Consider the following 13,012-nt stretch of genomic DNA (forward strand, 5'->3'; position numbering starts at 1 on the left):
TGACCCGAGGACGACCGGTTCGCGTGAAGAAAACGCGTCAGAACAATATCGTAGAGCCCCGCTTCTGATTCAATCAGAAGCGGAAAGGCTCTGGCTGCTACTTGCGCTCCGGCCTCGGCCAGTACGACCAGACAGCGATCACGGTCAGCGAGCGCCATCCGCCGGAGGGAGTTTGAAACTCGATGCTCTGCCCCGCGGACAGGCCGATAAGGGCCGCGCCGATGGGAGAGAGAATCGAGATCTTGCCAGCATCGACATCGGCGTCCTCCGGATAAACCAGAGTGACCCTCCGCTTCTGGCCGCTGACGTCGTCTATGAACGTCACCTCGGACTGCATCGTCACGAGATTGACTTTCCACCGCTGGTCCCTGGTATCGTCAAGGAGGGAACCATCGGCGGGAATGATCTCGGCGCGGTCAATTTCACGAGCGAGAAATTCGGCCGTCGCCGGATATTTTTCTATCGCAGCCTCGGCAAGGTGCCGCAAGCGGTCGATATCGTGCGCGCTGATGGCGATGGCCGGGAGGTGTGTCTTCTTCAGATTATCGAGCATGTCTTTCACCGCGGGTTAGCCCTGGCGAGCGATCGCTCGTTGAGCGATCACCGGCGAGGGCGGCACAACCCGCGATGACAAGGCGTCGCGCGATGTGCCAAAGAAACAATGGTCAGTTGGAAGTGAGATCGAATTTGATAAACCCCGGACGGTACGGACGCGCGTCCGTCCGGGTCACCATCCTGCTTTGAGGTGACCGGCGCGCAGCAACAAACGGCTATTGCGAGCATTCGACATCATCATCTGAAGGTAGGATGACCCGCGCGGAAGTCAATGCTCCAGCATCTGGAACAGCTTCCCCTGCCTGCCGCGTCCGCTCTCAAGACAAATTTCCTCTGCCGCCGCTGTTCAAGCCGCGCGCGGCATCGGCCGCGCAACTTCCTGGCCGTGATGCCGCCGTGCTCTCGATACCCGAGCGCCCGTCGGTACGATCAGGCCAGAGGTGCCTTCAAGCGCAGCCTCGCGTAACTCGACCGCCAGCAGCCGGTCGCGTTCGAACGGGCCGGGCAGGAGAAGGTTGGCGCTTCTCACCGCCGAGAAGCCGAAGCGCGCGTAGTAAGGCGCGTCGCCGAGCAGGATGACCGCGCCATGGCCGCGCGCCTGCGCAAGTTGGAGCGCGCGCTTCATCAATGCGGCGCCGACCCCGAGCTTGCGCTGGGACGCTGCGACCGCGAGAGGGCCGAGCGCCAGCGCAGGCACGCCCCCGGCGCTGACGTGCCAAAGCCGCACGGTTCCGATCAGCTTGCGTTCGGCAACCGCGGCCAACGCCAGGCCTTCGGCCGGTTTCCGTCCGTCACGCAGCCGCTGGCAGGTCCGCGCAAAGCGGCCGGTGCCGAAGCTTGCATCGAGCAACGCTTCGCGCGCGGCGACATCGGAAGCACGTTCGGCGCGGATCGCGAAGGGAGAAATCCCGCAGCGGGTGTCGATTGTTTCGAGAACAGCATTCATGGCGCATCATCCCCCTCCGGCAACTCGATCAGTCGCACGGCGTGTCATCAGCCAGGATTGTGACAGGGAGGAAGCCGGCGAACCGGCTTCCGGCTCTCTTCCAGCTCACCGCGAACGGGGAGGAAGAGCTTGCGTCAGATGTGATACGTCCTCAACGGCGGAAAGCCGTTGAAGGCCACCGACGAGTAGGTTGACGTATAAGCGCCGGTGCCCTCGATCAGCAGCTTGTCGCCGATCTCGAGCGTGACCGGCAGCGGATACGGCTGCTTCTCGTAGAGCACGTCGGCCGAGTCGCAGGTCGGGCCGGCCAGCACGCAGGGCGTCATCTCGGCGCCGTCGTGTGGCGTCCTGATCGCGTAGCGGATGGACTCGTCCATGGTCTCCGCGAGGCCGCCGAACTTGCCGATGTCGAGATAGACCCAGCGGCTCTCTTCGTTGTCGCTCTTCCTGGAGATCAGAACGACTTCCGCCTCGATCACGCCGGCGTTGCCGACCATGCCGCGGCCCGGCTCGATGATGGTCTCCGGGATCTGATTGCCGAAGTGCTTGCGCAGCGCGCGGAAGATCGACCGGCCGTACTGCACGACCGGCGGAACGTCCTTCAGGTACCTCGTCGGAAAACCCCCGCCCATGTTGACCATGGTCAGGTTGATTCCACGTTCGGCGCAGTCGCGGAACACTTGCGAGACCATCGCCAGGGCACGATCCCAGGCTTTCACCTTGCGCTGCTGCGAACCGACATGGAACGAAATGCCGATCGGCTCGAGGCTGAGGCGCTTGGCGAGGTCGAGCACCTCGACCGCCATTTCCGGGTCGCAGCCGAACTTGCGCGACAGCGGCCACTCGGCGCCCGCGCAGTCGTAGAGGATGCGGCAGAACACCTTCGCTCCCGGCGCGGCGCGGGCGATCTTCTCGACTTCCGCATGGCAGTCCACGGCGAACAGGCGAATGCCGAGCGCGTAGGCGCGCGCGATATCGCGCTCCTTCTTGATGGTGTTGCCGAAGGAGATGCGGTCCGGCGTCGCGCCGGCGGCAAGCGCCATTTCAATCTCGGCGACGGTCGCGGTGTCGAAGCACGAACCGAGCGAGGCAAGCAGGCTCAGCACCTCGGGCGCGGGGTTCGCCTTCACGGCGTAGAACACGCGCGAGTCCGGCAACGCCTTCGCGAAGGCCTGATAGTTGTCGCGCACGATGTCGAGATCGACCACGAGGCAGGGCTCGGTGTCGTTGCCTTTGTTGCGGCGGTCGCGCAGGAATTCCCGAATGCGTTCGGTCATAGCACCCTCCAAACGGTCCAGCGACGGACTCGCTCAAAATGACGTCGGACTGAACGTTCCGGAGCCGTCGCACGATGGAGACGCGACGACGCCTTGCGTTCAGATCAACTGTGCTGCCGTGGATTGGTTGGGATGAATCCCGCCCGCACACCTGGCAATGAAGGACAAGCCTTTTCAGTAGCCCGCGCCGGCGGTGGAAGGCCGGTAGAGACCAAAAAAGCCCGATCCGTCGTTGCTTTAAGTCGCGTCCCCCGTTGAGAGCGGGGTGCGCCGGTTCGCCTCCGGCTGCCAGTCACGGTTGCAAGAAGTAAAGCGCCTTCATTGGCATCCCTGGAGAGAGATGCTGGCCTCTCATCTTCAATCGATTTGAGTCTCGATCGATCTGAGCGACCCTCGGCTGCTTCACCCTTGGCGGCTGTCCGGCCTCTTGTCCGGATACCTACCGACTGACACACGACCACAGGCACGTGCGAAATTGGGCAGTAGCGGAGATAAGTCTTTTGGCCCGGCTTCGCAACAACTTTCTTCGAGCGAGGCGCGGTTTCTCCACGCCGTTGTCGATATGTCGCAATCGCGCGCCGATGATGAACGAGAGTTTAAAATTGTTTTAATGAAACGGCCGGTGACGCGCGCACGAAGAATGCAGGTTAGCCCTGCGCCGCAGCGGTTTGTCTCAGGCGCGCCGTATGAAGGGTTCAATGCGCTGAGCGGCGCGTATGAAATTGATCATGACGAACACGCCTATGACGAACAGCACCGCTTGCAGGATGTGACTTTCCATTTCGCTCAGTCCGAACAGGATCGCGAGCGCCCAGCCGCCGGCGAACGCCGCGCCGAAGACTTCCGCGCCAATCAGGATCGCCGCCGAAATGACGGTGATGACGCTGGGCCAGGCGATCTTGCGCGAGGCGGAAGAGGCAGGTTGAGAACTCATGTCCAGGGATTCCGTTCGTCCAAGTATTCGTTCGTCCAAGTATCCGGTTGAGGGCGGCAATCTCTCTGAAAATGCCGGTCGCGGCAAGCGTCAAAGGCACCAAAGGGTTCTGTCGCGTGTTATAAGTTCCAGTGCCGCTGGATCGCGGCAAAAATGTGCAGCAGCGGGCGAAAGCAAAAATATTATGTCAGACACGTCTCAATCGTCGCCTGTCGTTTCCGGCTCCGGTACGGACAACCCGCTGCTGATGCCGTGGCGGACGCCTTTCCAGGCCCCGCCGTTCGGGGAGATCGCGCCTGACCACTTCCTGCCCGCCTTTGAGCGAGCGTTCATCGATCATGCCGCCGAGATCGCCGCCATCGCCCATGATCCGTCGGCGCCGGACTTCGCCAACACCATCACCGCGCTGGAACGCTGCGGCAGGCTGCTCGCGAAGGTCTCGGCCGTGTTTTACAATCTGGTGTCGGCGCACTCCAATCCGGCGCTGCTCGAGATCGACAAGGATGTCTCCTCGCGCATGGCGCGGCACTGGAATCCGATCCTGATGAACGCGGTGTTGTTCGGCCGCGTCGCGCAGCTCCACGAGAATCGCGCAACGCTCGGACTGACCGCCGAACAGTCCCGGCTGCTGGAACGCACCTACACGCGCTTCCACCGGGCCGGCGCGGGTCTCGACGAGACCGCGAAGGCGCGGATGGCCACGATCAACGAACGGTTGGCCGATCTCGGCACCACCTTCGGCCATCATCTCCTCGGCGACGAGCAGGAGTGGTTCCTCGAACTCGGCGAGGACGACATGGACGGCCTGCCGGACAGCTTCGTTGCCGCGGCGCGCGCCGCGGCGGAGGAGCGCGCGCTGCCCGGCAAGGCCATCGTGACCACCTCGCGCTCATCAGTGGAGACCTTTCTCAAGAGCTCGCGCCGCCGCGATCTGCGCGAGAAGGTTTACAAGGCGTTCACCGCCCGCGGCGACAACGGCAACGCCAACGACAACAACGCGGCCATCGTGGAGATCCTCGCGCTTCGCGAGGAGGCTGCACGGCTTCTGGGCTATCCCGCTTTCGCCGCCTATCGTCTGGAAGACTCGATGGCCAAGACGCCGGAAGCCGCGCGCGGCCTGCTGGAGCGGGTGTGGACGCCGGCCCGCGCGCGGGCGCTCGCCGATCGCGATGCCTTGCAGGGGCTGATCGCGGAGGAGGGCGGCAACTTCACCCTCGCGCCCTGGGACTGGCGCTACTACGCCGAAAAACTGCGGCAGATCCGTGCCGATTTCGACGACGCGGCGATCAAGCCGTATCTGACGCTGGAGGGGATGATCGCCGCGGCCTTCGACTGCGCGCACCGGCTGTTCGGACTCACCTTCTCCGAGCGCAAGGACATCCCGGTCTGGCATCCGGACGTCCGCGTCTTTGAGGTGAAGGATGAGGCCGGCGCGCATCGGGCGCTGTTCTACGGCGACTACTTCGCCCGCGCATCGAAACGGTCCGGCGCATGGATGACCTCGCTGCGCGACCAGCAGACGCTCGACGGTGAGATCGCGCCGCTGGTCGTGAACGTCTGCAATTTCGCCAAAGGCGCGGACGGCCAGCCCGCGCTGCTGTCTCCGGACGATGCGCGCACGCTGTTCCATGAGTTCGGACATGGTCTGCACGGCATGCTGTCGAACGTCACCTATCCTTCGTTGTCGGGGACCAGCGTGTTTACCGATTTCGTCGAACTGCCCTCGCAACTCTACGAGCACTGGCAGGAACAGCCGCAGGTGCTGCGACAGTTCGCAAGGCACTACCAGACCGGAGAACCGCCGCCGGACGATCTGCTGGAGCGTTTCCTTGCGGCGCGACAGTTCAACCAGGGTTTCGCCACCGTCGAATTCGTCGCTTCGGCGCTGATGGATCTGGAATTTCACAGCCAACCCGCCGCGGCGATCCGCGATGTCAGGGCTTTCGAACGCGCCACCATGGGAAAGATCGGGATGCCGGCGGAAATCGCGATGCGGCACCGGCCGACTCAGTTCGGCCACATCTTCTCCGGCGATCACTATGCGGCCGGCTATTACAGCTACATGTGGTCGGAGGTGATGGACGCCGATGCGTTCGGGGCTTTCGAGGAGACCGGCGATATTTTCGATCCGGAGACCGCAAGGCGGCTGCACGATGATATTTACTCGTCGGGCGGATCGCGCGATCCGGAAGAAGCCTACATCGCCTTCCGCGGCCGCGGGCCGAAGCCGGAGGCGCTGTTGCGGCGACGTGGATTGCTATAGCGTTTTCGAGCGAAGTGGAAACCGGTTCGCGTGAAGAAACGCGTCAGAACAAGATCATAGAGCCTCGCTTCTGATTCCATCAGAAGCGAAAAGGCTCTAGAAACGCCGTAGGCGGCGTAGAGGAGTTGACGGCTCCCTTTCTCCTCGCGTGTCAGGAAGGCAGCCAGTGCCGGATCGCGGGCAGGAAGAAGATCGTGGTGTTGATGGCGAAGCCGACGCCCCAGAGGATCGACCTCAGCGTCGGACGGTCGCCGATATAGGTCACGACATAGGCGGCGCGGACGATCAGGTAAAGGATGGCCAGTTCGTCGATCAGACGCTGGGGCGCGTCACGAAACTCCGCGAGCAGAACGGCGGCGGCAAAAAAAGGAAAGGCTTCGATGCCGTTCAGATGCGCTCCGAGCGCGCGGGCACGCAGCGGGTCGCCGTAGAATTCGGGATCGCGCGGTCGGGCGTTGTCGAAGCGTGGTAACCTCAGCGCCTTGAACGGCACGATCGTCAGCAGGTACAGAATAACCGCACCGAAGACACACCATTCAGCGATCGTCATCGCAACTCCCTCAGCCCCCGGTTCGCAAACCTATCGGCAGATGCACGGGCTTGACAAGAACGGACCGGCGCGCGAAGCCAGATGGACATGACTGTCGCCATTCCTATCGACAAGGCTGGAACCGCGGCGTGCGCGCCGCGCGAGCGCGTCGGCGTTCTGCTCGTCAATCTTGGCACCCCGGATACGGCCGATGCTCGCGGCGTGCGGGTGTATCTGAAGGAGTTTCTGTCGGATCCGCGCGTCATCGAGAAGCAGAGCCTGGGCTGGAAGCTGGTGCTGAACGGCATCATCCTGAACACCCGTCCGCGCCGCAAGGCGCTCGATTACCTGAAGATCTGGAATACCGAGCTCGACGAGTCACCGCTCAAGACGATCACCCGCTCGCAGTCGGACAAGCTTACCGCCGCGCTTGAAGGTCACGACCATGTCGTCGTCGATTGGGCGATGCGCTATGGCAATCCGTCGATGCAATCGCGTATCGCGGCGATGGCGGCTCAGGGCTGCGACAGGCTGCTGGTGGTGCCGCTCTATCCGCAATACTCTGCGACGACATCCGCCACGGTATGTGACGAGGCATTTCGCATTCTCAGCGAGATGCGTGCGCAGCCGACGTTGCGGGTGACGCCGCCCTACTACGACGATCCCGATTATATCGATGCGCTGGCGGTTTCGATCGAGACTCATCTCGCCTCGCTGTCGTTCACGCCCGAGATCATCATGGCGTCGTTCCACGGCATGCCGCAGGCCTATGTCGCCAAGGGCGATCCGTATCAGGGGCATTGCGTCGCGACCACCGAGGCGTTGCGCAAGCGGATGGGGCTTGATGCGTCGAAGCTGATGCTGACGTTCCAGTCGCGCTTCGGCTTCGATGAGTGGTTGCAGCCCTACACCGACAAGACCGTCGAGAAACTCGCGAAGGACGGCGTGAAGCGTCTCGCTGTCGTCACCCCCGGATTCTCCGCCGATTGCTTGGAGACGCTGGAGGAAATCGCGCAGGAAAACGCGCATATCTTCCGCCAGAACGGGGGCGAGGAGTTCACCGCGATACCATGCCTGAACGATAGCGATCCCGGCATGGACGTGATCCGAAAGCTGGTGCTGCGCGAGCTTCAGGGCTGGATTTAGGCGGACTTCCTTTTAGCTATTCTAGAGCATTCGCGCTTTTTGTTGAATCAGAAGCGAAAGCTCCAGGTTTTTGCCAGATTCTCTGCGCGTTTTGCTTTCGGTCGATCGAACCTTACATGTTCCGGTGGCGACTAACCGGCAGTTCACAATCTTGCATTATGCGGATGGCGGCGAGCGCATGGCGTTCCTGAAGGGATGGCGCCTCGCAGGGAGAGTTTTATGACCGGGTTCGATATTTTTGCGATTGCTGTTGTGGGACTCGTGATCCTGACGCTGCTGGCCGGCGTCAAGACCGTGCCGCAAGGCCACGACTGGACCATCGAACGGTTTGGCAAGTACACGCGAACGCTCGGTCCTGGCCTCAATCTCATCATTCCCTATATCGACCGCGTCGGCCGCAAGATGAACATGATGGAGCAGGTGATCGAAATTCCCCAGCAGGAGGTCATCACCAAGGACAACGCGACTGTCACGGTGGACGGCGTCGCCTTCTATCAGGTGTTCGATGCGGCCAAGGCGAGCTACGAGGTGGCGAACCTCACCCAATCCATCGTGACCCTGACAATGACCAATATCCGTTCGGTCATGGGCTCGATGGACCTCGACCAGGTGCTGTCGCATCGTGACGAAATCAACGAGCGGCTGCTTCGCGTCGTGGACGCCGCGGTGACTCCGTGGGGTTTGAAGGTCAACCGTATCGAGATCAAGGACATCGTGCCGCCTGCCGACCTCGTGCAGGCGATGGGCCGCCAGATGAAGGCCGAGCGCGAAAAACGCGCCGACATCCTTCAGGCCGAAGGCCAGCGCCAGTCGGCCATTCTTAAGGCCGAGGGCCAGAAGCAGTCGCAGATTCTCGAAGCCGAAGGCCGAAAGGAGGCCGCTTTCCGTGATGCCGAGGCGCGCGAACGGTCAGCGGAAGCCGAGGCCGAGGCGACGCGCATGGTGAGCGAGGCGATCGCGAAGGGCGATGTGGCGTCCCTCAACTACTTTATTGCTGACAAGTACATCAAGGCGTTCGGGCAGCTCGCAAACTCGCCGAACCAGAAGGTCGTGATGCTGCCGATGGAGGCCACCAGCATGCTGGCGTCGCTGGCGGGCATCGGCGAGATCGCCAAAGCCACCTTCGGCGACAGCACGGCGCCAGCTTCTGCCGCGCGACGGGGAGCGGTGCCGAATGCCGGTTCAAAGGTGCCGCCGCCGGTGCCGCCGCAGGGATAGATCATCGGGCGAGGGAGGGTTTTATGATCGACCTGTTGGCGTCGCTGGGAAACTGGAACTGGCTGATCCTGGGTCTCGTTCTGGTGGGTCTTGAACTGCTGACGCCGGGTGTCTTCCTGTTCTGGCTCGGACTGGCGGCATTTCTGGTCGGCGCGCTGTCGTTCGTGGTGGATCCGACGTGGCAAACGCAACTCCTGATGTTTGCCGTGTTCGCGGCCGCTGCGGTGCCGTTATGGCGTCGGATGGCGCGTCGGGAGTCGAGCGGCGCCGCCAGCCCGTTCCTCAACCGGCGCGCCGAAGCGTTGGTTGGCCGCGTGTTCACGCTGGAGAGGCCGATCGTGGACGGGACGGGCACGGTGCGGATCGACGACACGATCTGGCGGGTCGCGGGACCGGATGCGCCAGCGGGGAGCCGGGTGAAAGTCGTGAAGGCGGACGGCGCGAGCCTCACCGTGGCCACGGAGCCGTAGCAGGCTTGAACGCCGGTCAGGCCACGCCCGCGCGCAGCAGGTCGTGCAGATGCACGATGCCGACCGGCTTTTTCCCCTCGGTCACGATCAGCGCCGTGATTTTCGACGAGTTGAGGATTTCGAGCGCTTCGCCCGCCAGAAGGTCGCGTCCGATCGTCTTCGGATGGGGCGTCATGACATCGTCGACGCGGGCCGTCATCAGATCGGGCCTCATGTGACGGCGCAGATCGCCGTCGGTGACGATCCCGACCAGATTTCCCTGGCCGTCAGTGACGCCGACGCAACCGAATCCCTTTGACGTCATCTCGACCAGCGCCTCCGACATCTTCGTCCCGAGCGGCTTCAAGGGGATGGCGTCGCCGCTGTGCATGAGGTCACGGGTGTATTTCAACAGCGCGCCGAGCTTGCCTCCGGGGTGCAGCACGCTGAAGTCGACCGAAGTGAAGCCGCGGCCCTCCAGCAACGCGATCGCGAGTCCATCGCCGAGCGCGAGTTGCATCAGCGAGGATGTGGTCGGCGCGAGGTTGTGCGGGCAGGCTTCGCGCGCCTTGGGCTGCACCAGCGCGACATCGGCGGCCTTGCCCAGCGTGGAGTCGCGCTCGGCGGTCATGGCGATCAGGGGGATGCGAAAGCGTTTGGCGTAGGTGATGAGATTCTTCATCTCCGGCTGCTCGCCCGACCAGGACAGCGCCATGATGACATCATCGGCGGTGATCATGCCAAGATCGCCATGACTGGCTTCCGCGGCGTGGACGAAGAACGCGGGCGTTCCGGTCGAGGCGAAAGTCGCGGCGATCTTGCGGCCGATGTGGCCGGACTTGCCGAGACCGGTGACGATCAGCCGCCCCTTGGCGTTGCGGATCAGGTCCGTTGCGGCCGCGAATGCGAGGCCGAGATCGGATTTGAGCGCCGCGGCAAGCGCCGACACGCCGCCAGCCTCCGCCTCGAAGGTCCGCAACGCGGACTCGATCGCGATGTTGGCCTGATCGATCATGGCGGATGTCACCGTGCCTGATTTGAATGAGGTCATGCTGGTTCCAGCTATAGCGTTTTCGAGCGAGGTGAATACCGGTCCGCGTGAAGAAAGCGCGTGAAATCAAGATCCGAGAGCCTCGCTTCTTGTCTGTCGGAAGCTGAAAGGCTGGGGACGCGAAGCAATGCTCCGTCCGAGCGCTGTGCTTAGCACGCCTGCTTGTGCGATGCGATGCAACTCCGCGTCCTCAACGGCCCGTTAACCATAATTGTTTTAACTCCATTAACGATGGCGCACCCGCGTCGGGCGGGTACCACAAGTGTATATTTTTCTTGGAGTTTTCGGGATCGTGTCTTCCGGTCCAGCGACGGGCTTTTGCCGGAGCGTACCGATCTGGCGCGCGGTTTTGGCGTGCCTCGCTTTCATCGGTCCGGGATGCGCGACTGCCGGGGCGCAGACGCTGAGCGGCGACCAGATCACGCCGCTTCGGGGCGGACTGTTTCAGCCGCGGGAGTCTTCCTTGCGCCGGTCTGGTGAGCCCGCTGGCGATGTGGCGTCGGTATCCTCCACCATGGCTCCCTCCCGCATCGGCAGGACTCCCACCTACGACATCCCGGCCGCGACCGGCGCGGCCGACACGGGGTATGATTCGCTCAATCGCCGGCGCAAGGAGAAGAAACTTTATCCCGGCGCGCCGAAACCGAAGCAGCCGCCGGGGCCGGGCAACTTCGTCCCCGTTCCACCGCCCCCGCCGCTATCGGTCCCGCCGTCATCGACCGCCCATACGACGCCGATTGCTCCGGCGATGGCCGGAAGGGTCGAGGGGCAGCCAGCGCGCCGCCGCCTGAAGCGCGATGACGATCCGTTCGGCGCCGCGGGCAATTATGTCGGCAGTTTTTTCGTGAAGTCCGCGGTGGAGTTGTGGGGCGGCTACAATACCAATCCCGGTCGATTCAATCAGCCGAAGGGATCGGCGTTCTATATGGTCGCGCCGGAATTCGTGGCGGCGTCGGATTGGACGCGGCACTCCCTCCTCGTCGATCTGCGCGGATCGTTCACCGGTTTCGACAGAACCTTTCCGCTGGGGGCAGATAATCCGCCTCAGTCGGTCATCTCGGTGCCGACGGTGGTGGATCGGCCTGATTTCCTCGGCAGGGCAGTTGGACGTCTCGACGTCAGGCGCGATACCCGCATCAATTCGGAACTGCGGATGCGGATCGGCATCGACAACCCCGGCAGCCCGAACGTCCAGGCCGGTCTCGCCAGGTATCCGATCTTCGCTGTAACCGGCGGGACGGCCGGCATCGAACACGACATCAACCGGCTGCAGGTTTCGCTGCATGGATTCGCGGACCGCACCATGTATCAGAACTCGCTACTGACGGATGGCACATCGGCGTCCAATGCGGACCGCAACTTCAACCAATACGGCGCCGTGGGGCGCGTCAGCTACGATCTTCTGCCCGGCTTCAAGCCCTTTGGCGAAGTCGAGGCGGACGCGCGCAACCGCGACACGCGGGTCGATCGCGATGGCTTTCAACGCGACTCCCATGGCGGCTATGCGAAGGTCGGGACCAGCTTTGAACTGACACGCTTGCTGATCGGTGAAGCCTCTATCGGCTATACCGCCCGCAACTATGCGGACCCGCGTCTCGACCAGTTGACCGGCCTGCTCACCAGCGGGTCGCTGATCTGGTCGGCGTCGGCGCTGACCACGGCGAGATTCACCTCGGTGACTTTCGTCGATGAATCCTTTGTGCCCGGTGTCGCCGGCGTGCTGACCCGTTCCCACACCATCGAGATCGATCACGATTTTCGCCGCTGGCTGACGGGGATCGGCAGGTTCACCTACGCGACGCAGGAGTATCGGGGCTCGGAACGCTCCGACCAGATCTACTCGATCTCCGGCGATCTCATTTACAGGCTGAACCGGGAATTCCAGATCAAGGCGCAGGTGCGCCACGATGTGCTGAGTACGAATATTCCGGGCGCAAACTCGGCGGCGACCGTGGTGATGCTCGGCGTCCGGCTGCAACGCTAAAAAATCTGCCTTGGCGTTTGTCTTGGCGTTCTTTTGGCGTTTCTTTTGGCGATTGAGCAACGACGCCTATTTCATCACCTCGCAAACCGTCGAATGATCAGGGCGGCGCAGGCTGCCGGCGGGCGTGGACACCAGGCTCCACCACGCATCCAGCGATTCGTAATCGCAATGTAATTTGACGGTCATGCCGCCGGCGAATTTGATCAGGTCGTCAAAATGATGATGAGGCACCGCGATCACGACAGGAATGTCGTCGCCGAGCGCGCGCTCGATTAGGCGGGAGAAGCCTTTGCCCTTGCGTTCCTGCCGGCCAAACCGGTTGACGATCAGGATGTCCGCGCCTGCGTCGAGTGTTGTTGCAATCCGTTCACCGGCGGTCGTCAACTGGCCGACATCCAGCCGGCATCCCGCCGACTCCTGATCGAGGCGTTGATGGAGCTGAAGCTGCTCGCCCGTCGGCATCAGCATCGCCGACAGGCCGGCATCGATGCAGTGGCGGCCCAGCTGGACAATGCCCACGGCGCGGTAGCCGCTCGCGTTCAGACCGGAAGCGAACTCATAAAGGACATTATCGGGATCTTCTCCCGCCGTATAGACCAGAGCGGCAAGGTCGCATTGGGCGTCGAACATGGTCCGCCTCCTTCAAGGGCGCCGTCGCGC

At 62.9% G+C, this 13,012-nt stretch carries 12 protein-coding genes; 5 read left to right on the forward strand and 7 right to left on the reverse strand.

Annotated features, from left to right (window positions below):
* Positions 1-97: 97 nt before the first annotated feature.
* The 4 genes from rnk to NWI_RS04800 form a co-directional block, all read right to left on the reverse strand.
* Positions 98-553, reverse strand: coding sequence for a nucleoside diphosphate kinase regulator (gene rnk, locus NWI_RS04785; protein ID WP_011314225.1), 456 nt, complete (start codon positions 551-553; stop codon positions 98-100).
* 348 nt (positions 554-901) lie between these two features.
* Entirely contained in the window at positions 902-1,501 is a 600-nt protein-coding gene (locus tag NWI_RS04790; protein WP_011314226.1) for a GNAT family N-acetyltransferase, read from the reverse strand.
* A gap of 134 nt (positions 1,502-1,635) precedes the next feature.
* Complete coding sequence (locus NWI_RS04795; protein ID WP_011314227.1) at positions 1,636-2,778, reverse strand: type III PLP-dependent enzyme; 1,143 nt, start codon at positions 2,776-2,778, stop codon at positions 1,636-1,638.
* A gap of 673 nt (positions 2,779-3,451) precedes the next feature.
* Positions 3,452-3,712 (reverse strand): hypothetical protein, encoded by a 261-nt coding sequence (locus tag NWI_RS04800; protein WP_011314228.1) that lies wholly within the window; start codon positions 3,710-3,712, stop codon positions 3,452-3,454.
* 184 nt (positions 3,713-3,896) lie between these two features.
* Between NWI_RS04800 and NWI_RS04805 the strand changes: the two genes are divergently transcribed.
* Positions 3,897-5,975 carry a M3 family metallopeptidase gene (locus NWI_RS04805; RefSeq protein ID WP_011314229.1) on the forward strand — a complete coding sequence of 693 codons (2,079 nt, stop codon included), beginning with the start codon at positions 3,897-3,899 and terminating at the stop codon, positions 5,973-5,975.
* A gap of 151 nt (positions 5,976-6,126) precedes the next feature.
* Here NWI_RS04805 and NWI_RS04810 read toward each other — a convergent pair whose 3' ends face one another.
* Entirely contained in the window at positions 6,127-6,525 is a 399-nt protein-coding gene (locus NWI_RS04810; protein ID WP_011314230.1) for an MAPEG family protein, read from the reverse strand.
* Between the two features lie 87 nt (positions 6,526-6,612).
* Between NWI_RS04810 and hemH the strand changes: the two genes are divergently transcribed.
* The 3 genes from hemH to NWI_RS04825 all read left to right on the forward strand — a co-directional run bounded on the left by hemH (position 6,613) and on the right by NWI_RS04825 (position 9,338).
* A complete protein-coding gene (gene hemH / locus NWI_RS04815; RefSeq protein WP_041345393.1) occupies positions 6,613-7,650 on the forward strand; it encodes a ferrochelatase in 1,038 nt (345 codons plus the stop codon).
* Positions 7,651-7,869: 219 nt separating this feature from the next.
* On the forward strand, positions 7,870-8,868 hold the full coding sequence (locus tag NWI_RS04820) for an SPFH domain-containing protein (RefSeq protein ID WP_011314232.1): 999 nt from the start codon (positions 7,870-7,872) through the stop codon (positions 8,866-8,868).
* A 23-nt stretch (positions 8,869-8,891) separates the two neighbouring features.
* A complete protein-coding gene (locus NWI_RS04825) occupies positions 8,892-9,338 on the forward strand; it encodes an NfeD family protein (RefSeq protein ID WP_011314233.1) in 447 nt (148 codons plus the stop codon).
* Positions 9,339-9,354: 16 nt separating this feature from the next.
* Here the strand turns inward: NWI_RS04825 and NWI_RS04830 are convergent, their stop codons facing one another.
* Positions 9,355-10,368: a KpsF/GutQ family sugar-phosphate isomerase gene (locus NWI_RS04830; RefSeq protein ID WP_041344792.1), complete on the reverse strand. Its 1,014-nt coding sequence runs from the start codon at positions 10,366-10,368 to the stop codon at positions 9,355-9,357.
* 292 nt (positions 10,369-10,660) lie between these two features.
* Between NWI_RS04830 and NWI_RS04835 the strand changes: the two genes are divergently transcribed.
* Complete coding sequence (locus tag NWI_RS04835; RefSeq protein ID WP_011314235.1) at positions 10,661-12,352, forward strand: outer membrane beta-barrel protein; 1,692 nt, start codon at positions 10,661-10,663, stop codon at positions 12,350-12,352.
* A 66-nt stretch (positions 12,353-12,418) separates the two neighbouring features.
* On the opposite strand, the gene NWI_RS04840 is transcribed toward NWI_RS04835, so the two are convergent.
* The gene (locus NWI_RS04840; RefSeq protein ID WP_011314236.1) at positions 12,419-12,982 is read right to left on the reverse strand and encodes a DUF2478 domain-containing protein; all 564 of its coding nucleotides are present in this window, start codon (positions 12,980-12,982) and stop codon (positions 12,419-12,421) included.
* Positions 12,983-13,012: the final 30 nt, after the last annotated feature.

The organism is Nitrobacter winogradskyi Nb-255 (genome assembly GCF_000012725.1).
Classification (GTDB): domain Bacteria; phylum Pseudomonadota; class Alphaproteobacteria; order Rhizobiales; family Xanthobacteraceae; genus Nitrobacter; species Nitrobacter winogradskyi.

What these genes read in the sequence shown, in the direction of transcription:
- NWI_RS04800 (WP_011314228.1), bottom strand. Translation starts at nt 3,712, where the DNA reads ATGAGTTCTCAACCTGCCTCTTCCGCCTCGCGCAAGATCGCCTGGCCC.
- hemH (WP_041345393.1), top strand. Translation starts at nt 6,613, where the DNA reads ATGACTGTCGCCATTCCTATCGACAAGGCTGGAACCGCGGCGTGCGCG.
- NWI_RS04840 (WP_011314236.1), bottom strand. Translation starts at nt 12,982, where the DNA reads ATGTTCGACGCCCAATGCGACCTTGCCGCTCTGGTCTATACGGCGGGA.
- NWI_RS04825 (WP_011314233.1), top strand. Translation starts at nt 8,892, where the DNA reads ATGATCGACCTGTTGGCGTCGCTGGGAAACTGGAACTGGCTGATCCTG.
- NWI_RS04830 (WP_041344792.1), bottom strand. Translation starts at nt 10,368, where the DNA reads ATGACCTCATTCAAATCAGGCACGGTGACATCCGCCATGATCGATCAG.
- NWI_RS04805 (WP_011314229.1), top strand. Translation starts at nt 3,897, where the DNA reads ATGTCAGACACGTCTCAATCGTCGCCTGTCGTTTCCGGCTCCGGTACG.
- NWI_RS04795 (WP_011314227.1), bottom strand. Translation starts at nt 2,778, where the DNA reads ATGACCGAACGCATTCGGGAATTCCTGCGCGACCGCCGCAACAAAGGC.
- rnk (WP_011314225.1), bottom strand. Translation starts at nt 553, where the DNA reads ATGCTCGATAATCTGAAGAAGACACACCTCCCGGCCATCGCCATCAGC.
- NWI_RS04790 (WP_011314226.1), bottom strand. Translation starts at nt 1,501, where the DNA reads ATGAATGCTGTTCTCGAAACAATCGACACCCGCTGCGGGATTTCTCCC.
- NWI_RS04810 (WP_011314230.1), bottom strand. Translation starts at nt 6,525, where the DNA reads ATGACGATCGCTGAATGGTGTGTCTTCGGTGCGGTTATTCTGTACCTG.
- NWI_RS04820 (WP_011314232.1), top strand. Translation starts at nt 7,870, where the DNA reads ATGACCGGGTTCGATATTTTTGCGATTGCTGTTGTGGGACTCGTGATC.